Below are 20,783 nucleotides of genomic sequence, written 5' to 3' on the forward strand. Positions count from 1 at the left end.
ATCGGGAGATGGAACCATTGCGCCCTCAAGCACTCCGCTGGGCCCATGCGCTATCACAGCGCCAAGGGGCCGAAGCACCCGGCCCGCCAGGATGAAAAATCCCTAGAAGCCGGCGCCGGGCTCGGCCAGATAGGCCTCTTCCTCGGCCGTCGATGTCCGCCCCAGGATCGGGTTGCGGTGCGGAAACCGGCCGAAGCGCTTGATCACGTCCTGATGCTTGATCGCGTAATCAAGGTAAGTCTCGTTGCCGAGCGCCTCGCACAGCGCCACGGCGCGGGCCTGTTCCTCGAGACTTTCGGCATGCTCGAACGGCATGTAGAAGAAGATCCGGCGGTTTTCCGGCGTGGCGGCATCAGCGCCCACGGCGATGGCCGCCTTGGCGGCATTGAGCGCCAGACGGTCGGTGGCAAAAGCCAGTGGCGAGCCGCGATAGATGTTGCGCGGGAACTGGTCGAGCACGATGATCCGCGCCAACCGCGCCTCCGGCGTTGCGCGCCATTCGGGCGTTGCCTCGCGCGACTGGGCAAGATGCAGCTCAGCAAAGCGCTCGGTGATGAGGCGGTCGATCTCGTCGCTCTTGACGAACCAGTCCTTGCTCGTGAGTTCCTCGAACCAGAATTTGAGGACGCTTTCGGGTGTTTCAGTCATGGGAGATCCTGTTCTGTGTCCAATTGCTGCGCTGATCTGGCGACCGCGGGACTTTACCGATCCGCGCCGCGATTTCCACCGCAAATCGTGTGGCCCGCGCCAGACCGGTCGCGGTCAGGCCGCCTTCACCGCGGCTTCCAGCAGAACGAGCCTGACGCCGTCGGTGACCTGCGCACCGGCGCTGACCAGCACTTCGGCCACCACGCCATCGCGCGGCGCGGACAGCGTCATCTCCATCTTCATGGCTTCCATGATCACCAGGGCCTCGCCGTTCTTGACCTCCTGGCCATTCACCACCAGCACCTGCTTGACGATGCCCGGCATCGCCGAGACCACCGAATCGCCGCCCGCGGCCAGATCGTCGCTGCGCCTGCGCTGCTGCTTGCCGAACCGGTGGGTCAGCCCCTCGTGAAACACCACCACTTCGACGCCGCTCTGAACCAGCCTGCAGCGCTGGGTGACGCCGCCGGCCGAAAAGGCCCAGTCGTCCTGCCGATGCCCAACCGCTTCCAGACGCAGCTCGCCCGCTTCAAGCGCGGAGCCGGTGATGCGCCAGGTGTAGGTGCTTTCCCGCTCCACCGTGAATGCGCTGGCGATGCCCTCGACCTCGAGGATCACCGAGCGTTTCGGAGCCCCCCAGATTTCGAAGGGACCTATCGCCGTCACGGGATTGTCCGCAGGCGACGCAATCATGCCGGATGCGGCCAGCGCCGCCAGCGCGGTGATTGCCTCGGGCGCTGAGACACGCTCGGTCAGGCTGTCGATATTGCGGTCGATCAAGCCGGTGTCGAGCCGGCCGGAGGCGAAATCCGCATCCCGGCAGAGCTTGGTCAAAAATGCCGTGTTGGTGACGGTTCCGGCAATCTCGGTGCGGCCGAGCGCACCGGCAAGCTTGCCCAGCGCCTCGGCGCGGGTCTTGCCATGCGCAATCACCTTGGCGATCATCGGATCATAAAACGGGCTGATCTCGTCACCGGCGCGCACGCCGGCATCCACCCGGACGTCGCCATCCGGGAACGCCAGATGCGCAAGCCGCCCGACCGCCGGCAGAAACCCCTTTTCCGCGTCCTCGGCATAGATCCGCGCTTCCACCGCATGACCGTTGATCGACAACTGATCCTGGCGCAGCGGCAGCGCCTCGCCGCCGGCGACCCGGATCTGCCATTCGACCAGATCAAGACCGGTGATCAGCTCGGTGACCGGATGCTCGACCTGCAGCCGCGTGTTCATTTCCATGAACCAGAACTTGTCTGCCTGAAGCCCTTCACTGGCATCGACGATGAACTCGACCGTGCCCGCGCCGGAATAATTGATTGCCCTGGCCGCTTGCACCGCCGCGGCTCCCATTGCCGCCCGCATGTCTTCGGGCATATCAGGCGCCGGCGCTTCCTCGATCACCTTCTGATGCCGCCGCTGGGCCGAGCAGTCGCGCTCGAACAGGTGCACCACATTGCCGTGATTGTCGCCAAACACCTGGATTTCGATGTGCCGCGGGGTGGCGACATATTTCTCCACCAGCACCCGGTCATCGCCGAACGAGGCCTTGGCCTCGCGCCGCGCCGAGGACAGCGCCGCCGGGAAATCCGCCTGGTGCTCGACCTTGCGCATGCCCTTGCCGCCACCGCCGGCGCGCGCCTTGATCAGCACCGGAAAGCCGATCTCGTTGGCCTTGCCGGCCAACACCACCAGTTCCTGCGCCTCGCCGTGATAGCCCGGCACCACCGGCACATTGGCCTTTTCCATCAGTGCCTTGGCCGCATCTTTCAATCCCATGGCGCGGATCGCCGACGCCGACGGGCCGATGAAGATCAGCCCCGCCTTGTCCACCTGGTCGACAAAGCCCGGATTTTCCGACAGGAATCCGTAGCCCGGATGGATCGCATCCGCGCCGGTGCGCCTGGCGGCATCGAGAATGGCGTCGCCCTTGAGATAGCTCTCGGACGCCGGCGCCGGCCCGATCAGCACCGCTTCATCGGCCATCTCCACATGCAACGCGTCAGCGTCCGCTTCGGAATAGACCGCCACCGTGGCAATGCCCATTTTCCGCGCCGTGCGAATGATCCGGCAAGCAATCTCGCCCCGGTTGGCGATGAGGATTTTGGTGATCATTGTCATGGCTCACTCTTGTTTCATTCAAAACTCAATTCCGCAAACCCGACGCGGGCCATGCTTGGAGGCATCCGAATACCCTTGTCATCGCTCAGGAATGTTTGGCAACCGGCAGCCACCGCCGAGGCCAGATGGATTGCATCCGGCAATTTCGTGCCGGCAACCGCCCGCAATCCGGCAGCCTTTACCAATATGTCGCGGCTGACCGGCAGCAGGTCCACATGCTCCTGATGTTCAAGAAACTGAAGCACGGCTTCTATCGCCGGTTCATTGCTCTCGCGCATCGGTTTGACCAGACATTCAGCCAGCGTCAAATGACTTGAAACCCCTGTCAGCTGTCCGGTCTCAAGTGCATTGATGAACCTTTCCTGCGAATGGTTCAGCGGCGCGGTGTGTTCGAGAATGGTGATCACGATGTTGGAATCCAGATAGACGTGATCGCCATTCTTCACCGGTCAATCCTCCCATTCGTCTCGGAGTACGCGGATCTCCGCCACGATTTCCTCAGCCGTGCGGCCCGACGACACGCTCCCCACCAGTTCTGACAATCGTTTTCTGGTCCGGAGGCCAGTTTGATCCGGCAACTCGACCGCATTCGAAATGATATCGCGGACCTCCGCCTCGGTTGACCGGTTGTTGGCCTTGGCCCGCGATTTGACCGCTTCCAATACTGCATCTTCCAATTGCCTGACCACGATCTGGCCCATATCCGTCACTCCTTTTGATATCATAATGATATCAAATTCCATATCCGGTTTCCATCACATCCCGAGCACACCGAATTTGGTGCGTCCAGTCCGTCGGCGTCACGCAAACCCAAGCCACTATCGTCCTTGCGATTTCAGAAATGCCTGGAGATGAAACGCGATGGCTTCCGGTGCATCTTCCTGCATCAGATGACCGGCCCCGGGAACGGATATGAAATCCGACCCGGGTATCATGGCATGCAGTTCCCGGCCTCTTTCGATCGGGATCCATTCATCGTCCTCGCCCCACAGGATCAGCACCGGGCAGCGGATCTCTCCATACCGGTCCTGAACCTCGTCGGTAAAACGCTGGTCCATCTGCGCGATCTGGCGGTAGAACGATGCCTGTTTTTCCGCGCCAGCCCACTGATCGGCATAAGGCGCCAGTGTCCCGTCCGTCGCGTCCCGCTTCATCGCAGACTTGAGATAGGCCGGCAGAATGGCTTCATGCATGTAGCCCGGCATGCCGGCAAAGGCTGCCTCATGGTGTTTGACATGCTGCACCAGCGGCGAGCCCCAGGGACGGATGGCCACGGGATCGATCAGGGTCAGGCTGTTGTACGCGACCCCGTCGATCAGATGCGCCCGCAAGGCTGTCGCACCGCCGAAATCATGCGCCACCACATCCGGACGGCTCAGCCCCCAATGTGTCACCAGTGCCGCGAATATCCGGTTTTGGACACCCAGCGAAACGTCACCATCCGGCCGGTCGGAATTGCCGTAGCCGAGCATGTCGAAAAAATAGACCTTGCGTCCCCGCGCCAGCAACGGCGCCAGCCGCGCCCATTCGTAGGACCAGAACGGCGTCCCATGCATCAGCACAAGCGGCTCACCTTCCCCAAGCGATCCCCAGCGGATGCTGTGGCCCTCGAACAAGAATGTTTCCGGTGTCTGCCAGGTCATTTTCGCCATCACATCCTGAACACGCCAAACTTGGTCTCTTCCACCGGCGCATTGAGCGCCGTCGACAGGCTCAGCGCCAGGATCTCGCGGCTCTTCAGCGGGTTGATAATGCCGTCGTCCCACAGCCTTGCGGAGGCGTAGAGCGGATGGCTTTGGGTCTCGAACATCTCGATTGTCGGCCGTTTGAATTCGGCCTCGTCTTTTGCCGACCATTCGCCGCCCTTGCGCTCGATGGCGTCGCGCTTGACGGTGGCGAGCACACCTGCCGCCTGTTCGCCGCCCATCACAGAGATCCGGCTGTTGGGCCAGGTCCACAGGAAGCGCGGTGAATAGGCCCGGCCGCACATGCCGTAATTGCCCGCGCCAAACGAGCCGCCCACAATCATGGTGATTTTCGGCACCTGCGTCGTTGCCACGGCGGTGACCATCTTGGCGCCGTCCTTGGCGATGCCGCCGGCCTCGTATTTCTGGCCCACCATGAAGCCGGTGATGTTTTGCAGGAACACCAGCGGGATCTTGCGCTGCGAGCACAGCTCGATGAAATGCGCCGCCTTCACCGCACTTTCGGAAAACAGCACGCCATTGTTGGCGACAATGCCCACCGGCATGCCCAACACATGGGCAAAGCCGCAAACGATCGTGGTGCCATAGCGCGCCTTGAACTCGTCAAAGCGCGAGCCGTCGACCATGCGGGCAATCACCTCGCGAATATCATAGGGCTGGCGCGTGTCGGCAGGAATGATCCCGGCAATCTCGGCCGGATCATAAAGCGGATCTTCCGGCGTCTGAATATCCATCTGGCACAGCCCTGCTTTGCCCCGGTCATTGAGATTGGCCACAGCCTGCCGCGCCAGTTCCAGAGCGTGGGCATCATTGTCGGCCAGATGGTCGGCCACGCCCGACAGCCGCGTGTGCACATCACCACCACCAAGATCCTCGGCACTCACCACTTCCCCGGTAGCGGCCTTGACCAGCGGCGGCCCGGCCAGAAAGATAGTGCCCTGATCGCGCACGATGATGGTCTCGTCGCTCATCGCCGGCACATAGGCGCCTCCCGCCGTGCACGAGCCCATCACCACGGCGATCTGCGCAATCCCTTTGGCGCTCATGTTTGCCTGGTTGAAGAAAATCCGGCCGAAATGATCCCGGTCGGGAAACACCTCGTCCTGGTTGGGCAGATTGGCGCCGCCCGAATCGACCAGGTAAACGCAAGGCAGATTGTTTTCGAGCGCGATTTCCTGGGCGCGCAGATGCTTCTTCACCGTCAGCGGATAATAGGTGCCGCCCTTCACCGTGGCGTCGTTGCAGACAACCATCACGTCGCGGCCCCTGACCCGGCCGACACCGGCGATCAGCCCGGCCGACGCAATGTCGCCGCCATAAAGCCCGTGCGCCGCAAAGAGCCCCACTTCCAGAAACGGCGAATCCGCATCCAGCAATGTCGCCACCCGCTCGCGCGGCAGCAGCTTGCCGCGTCCGACATGGCGCTCGCGCGAGGCCTCCGGCCCACCCTGCCCGTGCAGCGCTGCGGCCTCGGCTGTTTCGGCGATCTGCACCTGCATCTTCGCGGCGTTGTCCTTGAACGCCTGCGAGCCGGTCGAGATCTTGGATTGGATGATGGACATCAGCGAATAAGCTCCACTTTGCAAGGCAGGTCGAGATCGGCCCAGTTTCGATCTGCGGTCAATGCCGTCGCTTTCTCCCTGATGGCAAGCGCAAGGCAGGCCCGGTCTCCCAGAGACAACCCGCGATGGCGCGTATCGGTACGCAAACGACCTGCCAACAGAGCGGTATCGGCATCAAACGACACCACATCGAGACGAAGGGCCGCTACATCCTCTACAGCGATTTCAGGCTTGCTCCCTATGTCGATAAGTTTGGAAACGACTTCCGCAAGATTTACCGAACAAATCCGCGATCCTACCGACCGTTTCCAAAACAACTCAGCGCCGGGTTCATTTTTCAATCCGGCAAGGACCGCTGACGCATCCAGAATAACGTTCACTTATCTTTTTCCCGCATGGCCATTCCTTCGCGATGCAAGCGTTCAAAACGCTCATCAGACCTTCGCTGCTCTTCCCGGCGCTCTGCCAGGAAGTCCTCAACAATATCCACACCCGGCGGAACGAGCTCTTGTACACGAGCCTGGATTTCCCTGATCACCGCAAGATAGGGCTTGATCTTCAGCTCTCCATCCGCGACTTCCAGCGCCAGCTCATCGCCCGGCTTGACCCCGAGCGCCTCACGCATCGCTGCCGGGATGACAAGCCGCCCGCCTTCGCCGAGCTTCACGCGGTCGAGCATCGGCTTTTTCACTTCCCCGAACGCCGGGTCGTAACCCGACTGGCCCGTTTCGGCGAAGCCTGTCTCTTTCTCGCGCCTCGTCATCATGCCACCTTTCTCTGATCTGCCATGTTTATTAAACATGGCAATATAGCACAATTACGTCATGCGGTCTCCGCCATCATCTCGCGCCCGATCAGCATGCGGCGCACCTCGCTCGTGCCTGCGCCGATTTCATAGAGCTTGGCGTCGCGCAGCAGCCGGCCGGTCGGGTAGTCATTGATATAGCCATTGCCGCCCAGCGCCTGGATGGCTTCCAGCGCCACCTGCGTCGCCTTTTCCGCCGCGTAGAGAATGCAGCCCGCCGCATCCTTGCGGCTGGTTTCGCCACGATCGCAGGCCTGCGCCACCGCATAGACATAGGCCCGGCAGGCATTCATCGTCGTGTACATGTCGGCGAGCTTGCCCTGCATCAGCTGGAAATTGCCGATCGGTTCGCCGAACTGCTTGCGCTCATGGCAATAGGGCACCACCACATCCATCGCCGCCGCCATGATGCCGAGCGGCCCGCCCGACAGCACCACGCGCTCGTAGTCCAATCCCGACATCAGGATCTTGACGCCCTCGCCTTCCTGGCCGAGCACATTGTCAAACGGCACTTCGCAGTCCTCAAACACCAGTTCGCAGGTGTTGGAGCCGCGCATGCCCAGCTTGTCGAGCTTCTGCGCGGTCGAGAACCCGGCCATGCCCTTTTCGATCAGGAAGGCGGTGATGCCGCGCGATTTGGCTTCCGGATCGGTCTTGGCATAAACCACCAGCGTGTTGGCGTCGGGTCCGTTGGTAATCCACATCTTGTTGCCGTTGAGCACGTAGCGGTCATTGAGCTTTTCGGCCCGCAGCTTCATCGACACCACGTCCGATCCCGAGCCCGGCTCGCTCATCGCCAGCGCACCGACATTTTCGCCCGAGCACAGTTTTGGCAGATAGCGCTCCTTCTGCGCCGTCGTGCCCCAGCGGTTGATCTGGTTGACGCAGAGATTGGAATGGGCGCCGTAGGAGAGCCCGATCGAGGCCGACGCGCGGCTGATTTCTTCCATCGCCACCACATGCGCCAGATAGCTCATGCCGGTGCCGCCGAAATCGGGATCCGCGGTCATGCCGAGCAGGCCGAGCGCGCCCATTTCCTGCCACAGGTGATCGGGAAACGCATTCTCCCGATCGGTTGCCTCCGCCACCGGTGCGATGCGGTCATTGGCAAAACGGGACACCGTGTCCCGCAACGCGTCAATGTCTTCGCCATGGCCAAAATTCATGCTCGTCGTGAACATATCAATCTTCCTCTTTTTGCCCCACCAGCCGCGCCACAAGGCGGACATAGACCGCCTCGATCTCGTCGAGCGACAGCCGCCCGTTCTCGCGGTACCAGGTGGTCATGCCGGTGAGCATGGCGATGATTGCCATGGTGGTGATCTGCGGATCGATGATGGCGAAGGATCCGTCTGCGGCACCGCGTTCCAGGATGGCGCGGGGCACTTTCTCATAGTCGCGGCGCAACACTTCGATGGCGCTGAAATTCTCGTCCTCGAGGCTGCGCAGTTCCATGTAGGAGATGAACACCTCGCGCGAGCGGTCGAGATGATAGCGGATATGGAACCGGACGAAATGCTCGAGCGCCTCGGGCGGCGCCAGACCCGGCACCTCGACCTCTTCCCAGGCGCTCAGCAGCGTTTCCATATGGACCCGCAACAGCTCGTTCAGGAGATCCTGCTTGGTCGGGAAATGGTTGTAGATGGCGCCGGCCTGGACCCCGGTTTCAGCCGCGATCGCCCGCATCGACACGGCCGCGTAACCCGAGCGGGCAAACAGCTCCAATGCGGCCTTGCGCACCTTTTCTGCCGTTTCGGCTCCCGTTGTACCCGCCCGTCGCGCCATGACTCACACAATTAAATGAACGTTTGTTTATTTTTATCGCCTTCCGCGCCGTCCCGCAAGCCCCGGCTCGGGTTCCGATCAAATTTCGGTCCCTCCGCCGGTTTCGCCGGCCAGAAGCTCAGGCCAGCCAGCGCTTGCGGCGCTTGTAATGCTTGACGTTCTTGAACGAGCGCCGCCCCTCGCCGCCCACGCCGAGATAGAATTCCTTGACGTCCTCGTTCTCGCGCAGATCGCTGGCAACGCCGTCCATGACGATGCGGCCCGATTCCATAATGTAGCCATAGGTCGCGTAGCGCAGCGCGATATTGGTGTTCTGTTCGGCCAGCAGAAACGACACCCCCTGCTCCTCGTTCAGCTTCTTGATGATCTCGAAGATCTCTTCCTGCAATTGCGGCGCCAACCCCATCGACGGCTCGTCCAGCAGGATCATCTTCGGCCGGCTCATCAGCGCCCGGCCGATTGCCGTCATCTGCTGCTCGCCGCCGGAAGTATAGCCCGCCAGGCTGCTCTTGCGCTCTCTCAGACGAGGGAAATAGTCATAGACCATCTCGATGTCGCGCTTGATCGCCGCATTGCCGTCCTTGCGTGTGAAGGCCCCGGTCAGCAGGTTCTCCTCCACGGTGAGGTGACCGAAGCAGTGCCGGCCCTCCATCACCTGGATGCAGCCGCGGCGCACCAGCTCATTGGCGGTCTGCGCCTCGATCCGGTTGCCTTCGAATTCGATCGATCCCTTGGTCACCTCGCCGCGTTCGGAGCGCAGCAGGTTGGAGATCGCCTTCAGCGTCGTCGACTTGCCGGCCCCGTTGGCGCCCAGCAGCGCCACAATGCCGCCTTCCGGCACCACCAGGGACACGCCCTTGAGCACCAGAATCACGTGATCATAGATCACCTCGATATTGTTGACGGTCAGGATGTTGGGCTGTGTGGACGTATCGGCTGATACGGAAGTGGACATGGTCACGGACCCTCTCCGGTCGGAACGAATTGGCGCAGGCTGTTGCCTGCCGCGCGAAACAGGTTTTCGCGCGGCAGGTCATCTTGGCCGTCAGTTGAGGCAGGGTTCGGTCCGCTCCGGCCATGGAGCGTTGCTCGCCGCGTAGTCGGCGGCAGCCTGCTTGGCCAGCGGATTGACCATGTTGACGTCCGGTGAGAACCAGTCGCCGGACTTCATCCAGTCCTTGCCGTCCCATTCCACCACATAGACCTTGTGATGGCCGGAATGGTCCTCACAGGTCAGCTTCATCGGCAGGGCAAAGCCTTCCATGCCCATTTCCTTGAGACGCTCCTCGGTGATGTCGAGGTTCTCCAGTGCCATTGCGCATGTCGGTCGCGTCGATGACCGGCTTGCCCGCGATTTCCTGCGCCTTGCGGATGCCTTCGACGATCAGCATCGAGTTGTAGACACCGCGGTTGTAGAGATTGTCGGCGAATTTCGCCGGATCAACCTGGCTTTTGCCGGCATCGACAACATATTTCTTGATGTCCGCGATGAACGGATAGTCGGAGCCCACACCGTGGAAGTTGAGTGTGCGGTAACCCTTGGCTGCCTCGCCGCCGGCTGCCGCGTCGTCATTGCCGCCGGACCACCACACACCGTAGAAATTTTCCATCGGGTAGCGGATCTTGGTGGCTTCCTTGACGGCGGTCGGGCTCATTGCACCCCAGCCCCACATGATCATGTAATCGGGCCTGTCGCGGCGGATATTGAGCCACTGCGAGGACTGGTTCTGCATTTCCTTGCCGGCAACCGGATATTGCATCAGCTCGAAGCCCATATTGGCAGCCATCTGCTCGAGCAGCGGGATCGGCTCGCGGCCATAGCCGGCGTCGAGGAAGATGTAACCGATCTTCTTGCCCTTGAGGTTTTCAGCACCGCCTTCGCGGCGGGCGATGTCGGTGACGATTGCAGATGCGCCATCCCAATAGGTATCCGGCGGATTGAACACCCACGGGAATGTGTTGCCTTCAGCCGCGGCGGACAGGCCATAGGCCATCGACAGCACCGGGATCTTGTCGACCGATGCCTTCGGAATCACCTGAAGCGTAATACCGGTCGAATAGGGGCTGATGACCAGCGCGCCTTCGCCCTTGACCTGCTCGTAGCACTCCACACCCTTCTGGGTGTCGTAGCCGGTTTCGCATTCGGTGACGCGGATCTTGACGCCGTTGATGCCGCCGTCACGCTCGTTGAGCATGGTCAGGTAGTCATGCATGCCATTGGCAATCGGGATACCCGAACCGGCATAGGGGCCGGTGCGGTAGCTAAACAGCGGCACGTGCAGCTCATCGGCGGCGAATGCCGGCAATGCTGCGCCCGCCAGGGTGCCGGTCAAGATGGTTCCGGCAATCAGACATTTCAGTCGCATGGTATTCCTCCCATTAGGCGCGGGGTTCACGCCAGTTCGGGGACCCTATTCCTCCCGGCAGTGCTGGTCCGGACGGGTCCCTTGCCCGGACATTGCCTTCTATGGAACCTTTCCGGACCGCCGCTCAAGGCAGTGCGGAAAGCACCAGTCGGTCAGCCGTATGGAAACGGCCAGACGCGCATTTTCTCCTTGCCGAGCGACCAGAGCCGCGCCAGCCCATGCGGCTCGACAATGAGAAAGAAGATGATCAGGGCGCCCACAACCATGGTCGCGATGTGGAAAACCGTTTCGGCGCCGATGCCGATGCCCAGGATCGGCAGGCCCGAGCGCAGCACGATCGGCAGCCCCCAGATGAAGGCCGCACCGAAGAAAGATCCGACCAGGCTGCCCAGTCCGCCCAGAATCACCATGAACAGGATCTGGAACGACAGCGTGATCGAGAATGCCGATGGTTCGGCAGCCCCGAGATAGAAGAAGATGAACATCGCGCCGGCCACGCCGCACAGATAGGACGACACCGCAAAGGCCGAGAGCTTGGCGGTCAGCGGCCGCACGCCCATCAATTCCGCGGCGATATCCATGTCGCGGATCATCATCCACTGCCGGCCAATCCGGCCGCGAACGATGTTCTTGACGGCAAGCGTCACCACCACCACGATGCCGAGAACAACGAAATACTGGGTCATGGGTGCGGCCGACGGTCCGGTCAGGATGATGTCGCCAAAGCCGCGCCGCTCCGGCACTTCGATGGCGCCAGAGGCATTGTAGTTGTAGAGCCACGGAATCCGGATGAAGCACCATTCGAGAAAGAACTGCGCCGCAAGTGTCGTCACGGCCAGATAAAGGCCCTTGATCCTGAGCGACGGCAATCCGAACAGCACCCCGATTCCGGCGGAGAAAAGTCCCGACAGCAGCACCAGAACAATGATGTTGGTTTCCGGGAAAATCGTCGTCAGCTTGTAGCAGCTATAGGCGCCCACACCCATGAAGGCGCCGGTGCCGAGCGACAACTGCCCGGCATAGCCGGTCAGGATGTTGAGCCCGATCGCGGCCAGCGACAGGATCAGGAACGGCGTCATGATCGCATTGAGAAAGAAGTCCGACGCCACGAAGGGGATCGCCAGCGCAATCGCCCCGATGATCGCCATGCCGATCCGGTCCTCGCGGATCGGGAAGATCGCCTGATCCGCGATATAGCTTGTCTTGTACTGGCCGGATTCGCGGTACAGCATCAGTCGTCTCCCCAGACATTCCCGCTCGACGGCAGTATATGAGAACTCGGCCCGGTGAGGCGGAACCGGTGTCCGGTCGGCGCCTCCATGATCACCGAATGGTCGACCACGCTGACCTTGCGGCCACCGAGGTTTTCGATGCGCTGGATTTCGGCGCCGAGATCATTGGTTTCGATGTCGAAATGGATCTTCGCCTCGTCACGGACCGCCTCGATGACCAGCGAAACGCCCTTGTCTCCGGCAAGGATGGTGGCGCGGTGGCCATCATCATCGGCATGTGCGGGCTGCCCCAGCAATTGCGACCAGAAACCGGCTGCCTGTTCGATGTGATCGGTGTGACAATCGATGACGATGGAGGAAAGTCGGCTCTTGTGCATCGCTTATACCCTCTCGATTATGCGTTCGCCAAACAGACCCTGTGGCCTGAACAGCAAGAAGATAAGCGCAATCATGTAGGCAAGCCAGCTTTCGATGCCGCCGCCCACCAGGGGGCCCCAGTAGATCTCGCCGATTTTCTCGCCGACACCGATGATCAGACCGCCGACGATGGCGCCGGGAATCGAGGTGAACCCGCCCAGGATCAGCACCGGCAAGGCCTTGAAGGCAATGATCTCGAGCGCAAACGAGACGTCCGAGCGCGCCCCCCACATAATGCCCGTGGTCAGCGCCACGATGCCTGCGGCAAACCAGACGATGGCCCAGATCTGGTTGAGCGAAATGCCCACTGAAAGTGCTGCCTGGTGGTCGTCGGCCACCGCGCGCAGCGCCCGCCCGATGCGGGTCTTGTTGAAGAACACGGCCAGCACGCCGACCATGATCAGCGCGATCACCGCCGCGGCGATATCGATATGCTGCAGGATCAGCAATCCGCCGTCACCGATTTCGAACGCCGTCGATCCGGTCGGCAGTCCCAGTTCCTCGGTGATCATCTGCTTGGGCTCGCCGCCAAAGACGAACTCGCCGAATCCGACCAGAAAGTAAGTCAGTCCGATGGTCGACATCAGCAGGATGATGTCGGGCTGGTTGACCAGCGGCCGCATCACGAAGCGCTCGACGGCCAGCGCCAGAACGCCCATCACCCCGATGGTCAGGATCAGCGCCAGATAGGCCGGCACCCCCTTTTCATGCAGGCCCACCAGCGTGAGGCCGGCAAACACCACCATGATGCCCTGCGCGAAGTTGAACACGCCCGAGGCCTTGAAGATCAGCACGAAGCCGAGCGCGATCAGCGCATAGAGCACGCCGGCGACAAAGCCTTCCCACAGCACCTGCAGGAAGAAGTCCGGCATGTCGACCATCTGCAGGAAGGGGTCAACCAGAATGGAGTGGAGAAAGTCCATCAGTGTGACACTCCCAGATAGGCGTCGATGACATCCTGGTTGTTCTTCACCTCGTCGGGTGTTCCGTCACCGATCTTGCGACCGTAATCGAGCACCACGACCCGGTCGGAAATATCCATCACCACGCCCATGTCGTGCTCGATCAGCGCGATGGTGGTGCCCATCTGGCTGTTCACATCGAGGATGAAGCGGCTCATGTCCTCTTTTTCCTCAAGATTCATGCCGGCCATCGGCTCGTCGAGCAGCAGCAGGTCGGGCTCCATCGCCAGCGCGCGGCCCAGCTCGACCCGCTTCTGCAAGCCGTAGGGCAATTTGCCCACCGGGGTCTTGCGGATCGCCTGGATCTCGAGAAAATCGATGATCTCCTCGACCTTGAGCCGGTGTTCGATTTCCTCGTTGCGCGCCGGTCCGACATTGAGCACCTGCCAGAAGAAGTTCCTGTGCATCTTCAGCGTCCGGCCAGACATGATGTTGTCGAGCGTCGACATGCCCTTGAACAGCGCCACGTTCTGGAAGGTGCGGGCAATGCCCGAGGCCGCGGCCTCATAGGGCTGCATCCGCGACCGGGCCTGGCCGCGGAAGGTGATCACGCCCTCCTGCGGATGGTAAAAGCCGTTGATCACATTCAGCATCGAGGTCTTGCCGGCGCCGTTGGGGCCGATGATGGCGCGGATCTCGCCCTTGCGGATGTCGAAGGAAATGTCGGAGATCGCCTTCACGCCGCCAAAGGACAGCGAGACATTGTCGACCTTCAGCAACACCTCGCCGGGGTCGAGTCCGTCATCGCCGGCGTGAAGCTCGACATGCTTGATGCGCGCATTCATTCGGCTGCCTCCGGCATCGCGTCGACAGCGGCATGGGTCTGGGCGTCGCCCACCTTCACGGTGGCGCGAATGACCCCCTTGCGGCCATCCTCGAACGTCATTTCGGTTTCGATGAACTGCTCGGCCGAGCCGTCATACAGCGCCTCGATCAGCGGGCCGTAGCGCTCGGCGATGAAGCTGCGCCGCACCTTCTGGGTCCGGGTCAGCTCGCCGTCATCGGCGTCGAGTTCCTTGTGCAGCACGAGGAACCGCTTGATCTGCGCCCCGGCCATCATCGGTTCGGCCGCCAGATCCCGGTTCACCTGGTTGATGTGATCGGTCATCATCTCGTAGACCTGCGGCAGGCCGGCCAGTTCCTGGTAGGAGCCATAGGAAATATTGTTGCGCTCGGCCCAGTTGCCGACCGCGGTCAGATCGATGTTAAGAAACACCGAAACAAACTCACGGCCGTCGCCAAAGGCAACCACTTCCTTGATGTTGGGGAAGAATTTGAGCTTGTTCTCGATATATTTGGGTGCATAGAGCGCGCCGCTGGTCAGCTTGCCGACATCCTTGGCCCGGTCGATGATCTTGAGATGGCCATGCGCATCGAAAATGCCGGCATCGCCGGTCATCACCCAGCCGTCGGGCGTCATGGTTTCCCGGGTCTTCTCCTCGTCGCCATAATAGCCGGTGAACATGCCCGGAGAGCGGAACTGCACCTCGCCGCTCTCGGTGATGCGGATCTCCACATCGGGCGCTGCCGGGCCGACAGTGTCGGGGCGCACGTCGCCATCCTTCTGCACGGTGACATACAGAAAGGCTTCGGTCTGGCCGTAGAGCTGCTTGAGGTTAATGCCCAGCGAACGGAAGAACGAAAACAGGTCGGGCCCGATCGCCTCACCTGCCGTATAGGCGGTGCGGATCCGGGTGAAGCCGAGCACATTGCGCAAAGGTCCATAGATCAGCTTGTCGCCGATCCAGTAGGAAATCCGGCCCGACAGCGGCACCGGACGGCCTTCCAGGATCCTTTCACCATAGGCCTTGGCAACGCCGAGAAAATGGTGGAACAGCCATTTCTTCGGCGCGCTCGCATCCTCCATCCGGATCATCACGCTGGTCAGCAGGCCTTCGAACACCCGCGGCGGCGCGAAATAGAAGCTCGGACCGATCTCGCGCAGGTTCTGCGCCACGGTGTCGGGGCTTTCCGGGCAGCTCATGCACAGGCCCGCGACATAGCCCTGGGCGTAATTGAGATAATGATCGCCGACCCAGGCCAGCGGCAGATAGGCCAGCACCTCGTCCTGCTCGCTCAGATTGTCAAAGGCCGCAGTGTCTTCCGCCGCCTTGACCGAAGCCGCGGCCGTCAGCATCACGCCCTTGGAGCGGCCGGTGGTGCCGGAGGTATAAAGGATGGCCGAAATCTCGCTGCCATCGGAAGCGCGAATGCCGGCTTCCCAGTCGCTCACGGCGGATGGATCGGCGGCGATGAGCTCACGGCCCTTGGCCTGGACGTCGCCGAAATCATGCAGATGCTCGCGATCATAATCGCGCAGGCCGCGCGGCTCGTCGAAGATGATTTCGGTCAGCCCGGGAACCTCGGCGGCGACGGACTGGATCTTGTCGACCTGCTCCTGGTCCTGCACCACGGCAAAGCGCACGCCGGCGTGGTGGAGCACAAAGGCCATTTCCTCTGCGACGGAGTCGGCATAGACCGGAACCGGGATCGCCTTGAGCGACTGTGCCGCGCAAAACGCCCAGTAGAGCCGCGGCCGGTTGGAGCCGACAATGGCGATGCGCTCGCCCTCGGCCAGGCCCATGGCCTTTAGCCCAAGCGCAAACTCGCGCACCTCGTCCAGCTGCTCGGACCAGGTCCAGGTCTGCCAGATTCCATAGTCCTTGATCCGCATCGCAGGACGCGCTGCAAAACGCCTGGCGTTGAGCAAAAGATACTGCGGAAACGTCACCGGCTTGCCGCCGGCGGTCACGCCTGTGGCTTCCATCTCCTCACTTCTCCTCCTGTCCGGACGGCTTTTCGCCTTGTCCGGGCGCACGGACCGAAATCCGCGCCATGGGCCGTTCCCCCGGCCGTTTTTTCGCACCGGTCAAGCCGGTGTCTTGTTGTGTCCGGACTCCAGCCGCTGTCCTCTCAGCAGCTGGTTTCCGTTTGCATCCATGAATTAAATGAACGCTCGTTTACCTTAGACGCCCTGACCTTTGTTGCAAGTGCTACTTTGGTGGTCCTTCACACTTTTTCATTGATCGTCAGCAGCCGGTCGACCAGAGCCGAGACGCCGAAGCGGATCGGGTCGGTGGCCGGCACGCCATACTCATTTGCAAGCTGTTCCAGCAGTGCCCTCGCCTCGGTCTCGCCGAGCTTCTGGGTGTTGACCGCGATCCCCGTGCAGGTGATCGCCGGATTGGTCAATTTCCCGCAGGCGATGGTCATGTCGATGACCTCCTGGATGCTCGGCAGGCCGTGCTTGACGCCGCGCATGGTGGTCCGCGTCGGCTCGTGGCACACCACGAAGGCATCGGCCTGCGCACCGTGCAACAGCCCCAGCGAGACGCCGGCAAAGCTCGGATGAAACAGCGACCCCTGCCCTTCGACCAGATCCCAGTGGCCGGGTTCATTGGCCGGGGCGATCCATTCCACCGCACCGGAAATGAAATCCGCCGCTACCGCGTCGATTGCGGCCCCACGGCCGGAAATGAACACGCCGGTCTGGCCGGTGGCGCGGAAATCCGCGTCCCAGCCACGCGCCCGCATTTCGCGTTCCAGCGCCAGGGCGGTGTATTTCTTGCCCACCGAACAGTCGGTGCCCACGGTGAGGCAGCGCAAACCGGAACGCTTGGTCCCCTTGCCGGTGTCAAACCGCTGATCGGAAAACCGCACGTCATGCAGCTTGGCGCCGCCACGCTCGGCAGCCGCCCTGATTTCAGGAATCGATGCCAGCCGCGTGTGCAGGCCGGTCGCCACATTCAGACCCGCATCGAGTGCCGCAACGATCGAGGCGATCCAGTGCGCCGGCAGAACGCCGCCGGCATTGACCGACCCGACCACCATGGTCTTCACCCCGGCGGCCACCGCCGCCTCGATCGACAGATCGGGAATACCGGCATCGGCCTGGCAGCCCTCGAGCCGCAATTGCCCGATGCACCATTCCGGACGCCAGTCGACGATCCCGAGACCGGTCTTGGCTGCCAGCGCGTCTGGGACGTCACCGAGAAAAATCAGATAGGGCGGATCGATGACCATCACATACTCCAGACTTAGGGATTGGCTTCAGGCCGCCACTGTCCTGCGCCCGGGTGGTGGCGTCAAGATGACAATTGCGCTCTCCCCTGCGATTGCTCGCAACCGTCGCACATGTCCACGCAATTACTGCGCGGGCGGCAGCACGAAGGCGTCATAGCAGGGGGTCAGCGTGATCCGGGTATGGCCGGTCAGCGCCGAGGCGTAATGCTCCAGAAGCTGCTTGCGGGCATGGTGCACCGGACAGCCCGGCACCAGGATCAGATCGGTCTGCGACACCGCGGTGCGGGTCTTGGCGTCAAGCTCGGGCAGCGCCCGGCTCGGATCGGCGCCGATGGCGACGAATTCCGCGCCTTTCCTGTTGAGGAGATAGGGGAACGGATTGGCAAAATCGAGCGTGAACACGCGCTCGAAACGGCGGCCGGTCCTGGCCTCCTCCGCCCTGATCGCCACCGTGACCGCCTCCATTTCCTGAAGCAGCAGATACTGGTAATCCGGGTCCGAGAACATCAGGAACGATGGCAGCGCCTCGGTGTCGGCGATCGCCTTGTAGGTGTCGCGGTGCGCGATGTAGATGCCACGCATCCGCTCGGCCTGCTCGACGAACACATTCTTGGCCGACACCCGGCCCAGCGGGCCCATGGCCGGCGCGTCCAGGGCGATATAGCCCGGAGCCACAGCCGATGTCCGCGCCGCCTTGTGCAGCACATTGCTGACATTGGGCACCGCGGTGAAGGCGATCAGCACCAGAACGACCACGCCATAGCGGCCATAGCCTGCAACCGGCGACATCAGCACCGCCAGCAGCGCCGGCCAGATGATCAGCCCGGCCTGTCCGCCGGTGTTCTGGGTTTCGAAAAACAGGCTGCAAAACAGCAGCAGCCCGACCCAGAACCAGTGCGCGTCGATGATCCGGCCCAGCCTGTTGCCGGACTCGCGGGCGCTTGCGGCCTGCTGCCCGGTCAGGGCCGCGATCAGCAGCACGAGCGCCAGCAGCCCGCCGGCACCCAGAACATTGAAATGCTGGGAAATCGCGGTGAGAAACCGCGGCAGCAGGGCATCGCTGTTTTGCGAGGCGAGCAGGATGATGTCCTGCACATAGGGCGTGACCAGCCCGGTCAGGATTTCGGCAATGCCGGTCGCACCGATGCAGATCAGCGCCGTGGCAATGGCGGTCCGCAGCGTTATCCGGCCCAGCAGCAGGCCGAACAGCAGGATCGGCCCGGCAGCAAGCAGAGCGGTGATCTTGCAGAACGCCATCGACAGCACCAGCAGGCTGAAGACGATGGTCTGGATGACCGGGCTGCGCACGAACAGCACCGTCGCCGCGGTCAGATAGATCAGATGCGCGCCATGCCGGTTGTAGATGCCGAAGGCGTCGGTTCCCGGATAGGGATAGAAGTCGATGACGTTGAACGGCAGCGCGGTGAAGACCATCCACGGCACCAACAGCCACACCGCCGCGGCCGAACTGCGTCTGGACGTGTCCCAGAGAATCAGCGCCATCACCGGCGCCGTGACCGGCACCCAGATCCACTGCGTCAGCAGCACCGGATGGGCGTTGGGAAAGACCTGCGCCGAGAAGGCTGCAAAGAAATATTCGAGCGGCCCCACCGGTGCGAAGAAATCGATCGCCGGCCATTGCCCCTGCGCGATCCGGCCGATCGCATCGTAATAGATCAGCACATCCCAGTACATCGGGCCGATGGGCAGAACCAGAGGCAGGGACTGCAGCACCGCCAGGATCCCGACAAAGCCGACAAGCGCCGGATAGAGCCAAAACAGCGCGCGCCGCCCCGGCGCAGCCGCAACTCCAGTGTCATCCATGCTCATACAGTCCCCCGGACCTGATTCCCTGTGTCGGGAGTGTGTTCGATTTGCCAGCCACGGGTCAATCACGGCAGCAGCCGCCAGTACCCGTTCCATCCAACCGCTTCAACTATGGCCGCAGACCGGAGCGGGTGGACGAAATTTCCGGGCAGAAAATGAAAAAAGTCCCGAAGGACTTTGATCGACACGGATTGTCTTGAAAAAGATGGTGGGCGCGCACGGGCTCGAACCGTGGACCCGCTGATTAAGAGTCAGCTGCTCTACCAACTGAGCTACGCGCCCCACCTGTCCCGTTACCGGAACGAAGGGGCGTATAGACCGGATGGATGGGCTTGTCCACACCGTTTTTCACAAGAACCGACAAGTCGTTGCACAACGGCCCGGATCTGCGTCAGACCAGCAGCCGGCCCTCGGCAATTTTGACCGCTTCGCCGCCGATGCGGACATGGCGCACACGGCCTTCGGCGCAATCGACATGCATGTGAATCAGCGACGGCCGGCCCATCTCCACACCCTGCTCGATCACCAGCGCGTGGTTGCCGTCGAGCATGCCGTCGAAATGGTGGATTGCACCCGACAGCGCCGCTGCCGCGGAGCCGGTGGCCGGGTCCTCGCCGATCCCGATACCGGGCGCGAACATGCGGGCGTGGAAGGCCGCGGTGTGATTGACCCCGCCGCGGCAATAGACATAGGCATCGGCCAGCATGCCGTCGCCCATCGGCGCCACCCGGTCCCATTCCGCGGCCACGCAAGCCGCCTTGGCTGCGGCCGCCATGTCGTGCACCGGAACCATGACGAACGGTATGCCGGCGCTCCACAACGAGACATGGTGGTTTTCAAAGCCGATATCCTGCGGGTCGAGCCCCAGCGCGGCCCCGATATCGGCCGGTTCGATCTCGACCTCGATCCGGCGCGACAATCTTGGCAGGTCGAATTCGGCGAATCCGGGGCCCTTGCGGCTGATCCGGACCGCGCAGCGGACCTGGCCGATCTGTTCTTCGAGCATGGTCACCATGTCGACACCGCTGTCGGGCACCTGGTCGCCGAGACGGCGCTCGGCCAGCGCAATGGCGACGCCGACCGTCGGGTGGCCGGCAAAGGGCAGCTCGCGCGCCGGCGTGAAGATCCGCACCCGGGCGGTGTGCGCCGGATTGTCCGGCGTCAGCACGAAGACGGTCTCGGCCAGATTGAATTCATTGGCAATCGCCTGCATCCGGGCCTCGTCGATGGCATCGGCATCGAACACCACCGCCAGCGGGTTGCCGGCCAGTGCGGTGCCGGTGAAGACATCGTAGATTGCATAATCCGTCATGGTCTGCGGGTTCCCTGCCGATG

General features: G+C 62.2%; 19 protein-coding genes, 1 tRNA gene and 1 pseudogene. All 21 read right to left on the minus strand.

Going from position 1 to position 20,783, the window contains the following annotated elements; translation table 11 throughout:
• Positions 1-102: 102 nt before the first annotated feature.
• The 21 genes and pseudogenes from OEG82_RS18205 to OEG82_RS18305 all read right to left on the minus strand — a co-directional run bounded on the left by OEG82_RS18205 (position 103) and on the right by OEG82_RS18305 (position 20,760).
• Positions 103-648: a DUF924 family protein gene (locus OEG82_RS18205; protein ID WP_267613797.1), complete on the minus strand. Its 546-nt coding sequence runs from the start codon at positions 646-648 to the stop codon at positions 103-105.
• Between the two features lie 114 nt (positions 649-762).
• Positions 763-2,757, minus strand: coding sequence for an acetyl/propionyl/methylcrotonyl-CoA carboxylase subunit alpha (locus OEG82_RS18210; protein ID WP_267614997.1), 1,995 nt, complete (start codon positions 2,755-2,757; stop codon positions 763-765).
• Positions 2,758-2,777: 20 nt separating this feature from the next.
• Positions 2,778-3,209: a type II toxin-antitoxin system VapC family toxin gene (locus OEG82_RS18215; protein ID WP_267613798.1), complete on the minus strand. Its 432-nt coding sequence runs from the start codon at positions 3,207-3,209 to the stop codon at positions 2,778-2,780.
• A gap of 3 nt (positions 3,210-3,212) precedes the next feature.
• Positions 3,213-3,506 (minus strand): FitA-like ribbon-helix-helix domain-containing protein, encoded by a 294-nt coding sequence (locus tag OEG82_RS18220; protein WP_267613799.1) that lies wholly within the window; start codon positions 3,504-3,506, stop codon positions 3,213-3,215.
• Between the two features lie 75 nt (positions 3,507-3,581).
• Positions 3,582-4,406 carry an alpha/beta fold hydrolase gene (locus OEG82_RS18225; RefSeq protein WP_267613800.1) on the minus strand — a complete coding sequence of 275 codons (825 nt, stop codon included), beginning with the start codon at positions 4,404-4,406 and terminating at the stop codon, positions 3,582-3,584.
• A gap of 8 nt (positions 4,407-4,414) precedes the next feature.
• The gene (locus tag OEG82_RS18230) at positions 4,415-6,031 is read right to left on the minus strand and encodes a carboxyl transferase domain-containing protein (protein WP_267613801.1); all 1,617 of its coding nucleotides are present in this window, start codon (positions 6,029-6,031) and stop codon (positions 4,415-4,417) included.
• A complete protein-coding gene (locus OEG82_RS18235; RefSeq protein ID WP_267613802.1) occupies positions 6,031-6,411 on the minus strand; it encodes a type II toxin-antitoxin system VapC family toxin in 381 nt (126 codons plus the stop codon). Before OEG82_RS18235 ends, OEG82_RS18230 begins: the two co-directional genes overlap by 1 nt.
• On the minus strand, positions 6,408-6,797 hold the full coding sequence (locus OEG82_RS18240; RefSeq protein ID WP_267613803.1) for an AbrB/MazE/SpoVT family DNA-binding domain-containing protein: 390 nt from the start codon (positions 6,795-6,797) through the stop codon (positions 6,408-6,410). The genes OEG82_RS18235 and OEG82_RS18240 overlap by 4 nt, the downstream gene beginning before the upstream one ends.
• A 56-nt stretch (positions 6,798-6,853) precedes the next feature.
• A complete protein-coding gene (locus OEG82_RS18245) occupies positions 6,854-8,017 on the minus strand; it encodes an isovaleryl-CoA dehydrogenase (RefSeq protein ID WP_267613804.1) in 1,164 nt (387 codons plus the stop codon).
• Position 8,018: 1 nt separating this feature from the next.
• Complete coding sequence (locus OEG82_RS18250) at positions 8,019-8,621, minus strand: TetR/AcrR family transcriptional regulator (protein ID WP_267613805.1); 603 nt, start codon at positions 8,619-8,621, stop codon at positions 8,019-8,021.
• Positions 8,622-8,739: 118 nt separating this feature from the next.
• Positions 8,740-9,576 carry an ABC transporter ATP-binding protein gene (locus OEG82_RS18255; RefSeq protein WP_267614998.1) on the minus strand — a complete coding sequence of 279 codons (837 nt, stop codon included), beginning with the start codon at positions 9,574-9,576 and terminating at the stop codon, positions 8,740-8,742.
• 90 nt (positions 9,577-9,666) lie between these two features.
• A pseudogene (locus OEG82_RS18260) lies at positions 9,667-10,987 on the minus strand (ABC transporter substrate-binding protein).
• 152 nt (positions 10,988-11,139) lie between these two features.
• Entirely contained in the window at positions 11,140-12,219 is a 1,080-nt protein-coding gene (locus OEG82_RS18265) for a branched-chain amino acid ABC transporter permease (protein ID WP_267613806.1), read from the minus strand.
• On the minus strand, positions 12,219-12,596 hold the full coding sequence (locus OEG82_RS18270) for a VOC family protein (protein ID WP_267613807.1): 378 nt from the start codon (positions 12,594-12,596) through the stop codon (positions 12,219-12,221). The genes OEG82_RS18265 and OEG82_RS18270 overlap by 1 nt, the downstream gene beginning before the upstream one ends.
• 3 nt (positions 12,597-12,599) lie before the next feature.
• Entirely contained in the window at positions 12,600-13,559 is a 960-nt protein-coding gene (locus tag OEG82_RS18275) for a branched-chain amino acid ABC transporter permease (protein WP_267613808.1), read from the minus strand.
• On the minus strand, positions 13,559-14,383 hold the full coding sequence (locus OEG82_RS18280; protein ID WP_267613809.1) for an ABC transporter ATP-binding protein: 825 nt from the start codon (positions 14,381-14,383) through the stop codon (positions 13,559-13,561). The genes OEG82_RS18275 and OEG82_RS18280 overlap by 1 nt, the downstream gene beginning before the upstream one ends.
• Positions 14,380-16,365 (minus strand): AMP-binding protein, encoded by a 1,986-nt coding sequence (locus OEG82_RS18285; protein WP_267613810.1) that lies wholly within the window; start codon positions 16,363-16,365, stop codon positions 14,380-14,382. Before OEG82_RS18285 ends, OEG82_RS18280 begins: the two co-directional genes overlap by 4 nt.
• 242 nt (positions 16,366-16,607) lie before the next feature.
• Positions 16,608-17,621, minus strand: a complete 1,014-nt coding sequence (gene dgcN / locus OEG82_RS18290) for an N-acetyltransferase DgcN (protein WP_267613811.1) — start codon at positions 17,619-17,621, stop codon at positions 16,608-16,610.
• A 123-nt stretch (positions 17,622-17,744) separates the two neighbouring features.
• Complete coding sequence (locus tag OEG82_RS18295) at positions 17,745-19,445, minus strand: hypothetical protein (RefSeq protein ID WP_267613812.1); 1,701 nt, start codon at positions 19,443-19,445, stop codon at positions 17,745-17,747.
• Between the two features lie 209 nt (positions 19,446-19,654).
• Positions 19,655-19,730, minus strand: a tRNA-Lys gene (locus tag OEG82_RS18300).
• A gap of 109 nt (positions 19,731-19,839) precedes the next feature.
• Positions 19,840-20,760, minus strand: a complete 921-nt coding sequence (locus OEG82_RS18305) for a PhzF family phenazine biosynthesis protein (RefSeq protein WP_267613813.1) — start codon at positions 20,758-20,760, stop codon at positions 19,840-19,842.
• Between the last annotated feature and the right edge of the window lie 23 nt (positions 20,761-20,783).

Origin of the sequence: Hoeflea ulvae (assembly GCF_026619435.1) — a bacterium.
In the GTDB taxonomy this organism is placed as follows: domain Bacteria; phylum Pseudomonadota; class Alphaproteobacteria; order Rhizobiales; family Rhizobiaceae; genus Hoeflea; species Hoeflea ulvae.

Bases quoted from the DNA above. Each gene is read 5' to 3' on its own strand.
- OEG82_RS18205 (WP_267613797.1), bottom strand. From the start codon at position 648: ATGACTGAAACACCCGAAAGCGTCCTCAAATTCTGGTTCGAGGAACTC.
- OEG82_RS18210 (WP_267614997.1), bottom strand. From the start codon at position 2,757: ATGATCACCAAAATCCTCATCGCCAACCGGGGCGAGATTGCTTGCCGG.
- OEG82_RS18220 (WP_267613799.1), bottom strand. From the start codon at position 3,506: ATGGAATTTGATATCATTATGATATCAAAAGGAGTGACGGATATGGGC.
- OEG82_RS18225 (WP_267613800.1), bottom strand. From the start codon at position 4,406: ATGACCTGGCAGACACCGGAAACATTCTTGTTCGAGGGCCACAGCATC.
- OEG82_RS18230 (WP_267613801.1), bottom strand. From the start codon at position 6,031: ATGTCCATCATCCAATCCAAGATCTCGACCGGCTCGCAGGCGTTCAAG.
- OEG82_RS18240 (WP_267613803.1), bottom strand. From the start codon at position 6,797: ATGATGACGAGGCGCGAGAAAGAGACAGGCTTCGCCGAAACGGGCCAG.
- OEG82_RS18245 (WP_267613804.1), bottom strand. From the start codon at position 8,017: ATGTTCACGACGAGCATGAATTTTGGCCATGGCGAAGACATTGACGCG.
- OEG82_RS18250 (WP_267613805.1), bottom strand. From the start codon at position 8,621: ATGGCGCGACGGGCGGGTACAACGGGAGCCGAAACGGCAGAAAAGGTG.
- OEG82_RS18255 (WP_267614998.1), bottom strand. From the start codon at position 9,576: ATGTCCACTTCCGTATCAGCCGATACGTCCACACAGCCCAACATCCTG.
- OEG82_RS18265 (WP_267613806.1), bottom strand. From the start codon at position 12,219: ATGCTGTACCGCGAATCCGGCCAGTACAAGACAAGCTATATCGCGGAT.
- OEG82_RS18270 (WP_267613807.1), bottom strand. From the start codon at position 12,596: ATGCACAAGAGCCGACTTTCCTCCATCGTCATCGATTGTCACACCGAT.
- OEG82_RS18275 (WP_267613808.1), bottom strand. From the start codon at position 13,559: ATGGACTTTCTCCACTCCATTCTGGTTGACCCCTTCCTGCAGATGGTC.
- OEG82_RS18280 (WP_267613809.1), bottom strand. From the start codon at position 14,383: ATGAATGCGCGCATCAAGCATGTCGAGCTTCACGCCGGCGATGACGGA.
- OEG82_RS18285 (WP_267613810.1), bottom strand. From the start codon at position 16,365: ATGGAAGCCACAGGCGTGACCGCCGGCGGCAAGCCGGTGACGTTTCCG.
- dgcN (WP_267613811.1), bottom strand. From the start codon at position 17,621: ATGGTCATCGATCCGCCCTATCTGATTTTTCTCGGTGACGTCCCAGAC.
- OEG82_RS18295 (WP_267613812.1), bottom strand. From the start codon at position 19,445: ATGGATGACACTGGAGTTGCGGCTGCGCCGGGGCGGCGCGCGCTGTTT.
- OEG82_RS18305 (WP_267613813.1), bottom strand. From the start codon at position 20,760: ATGACGGATTATGCAATCTACGATGTCTTCACCGGCACCGCACTGGCC.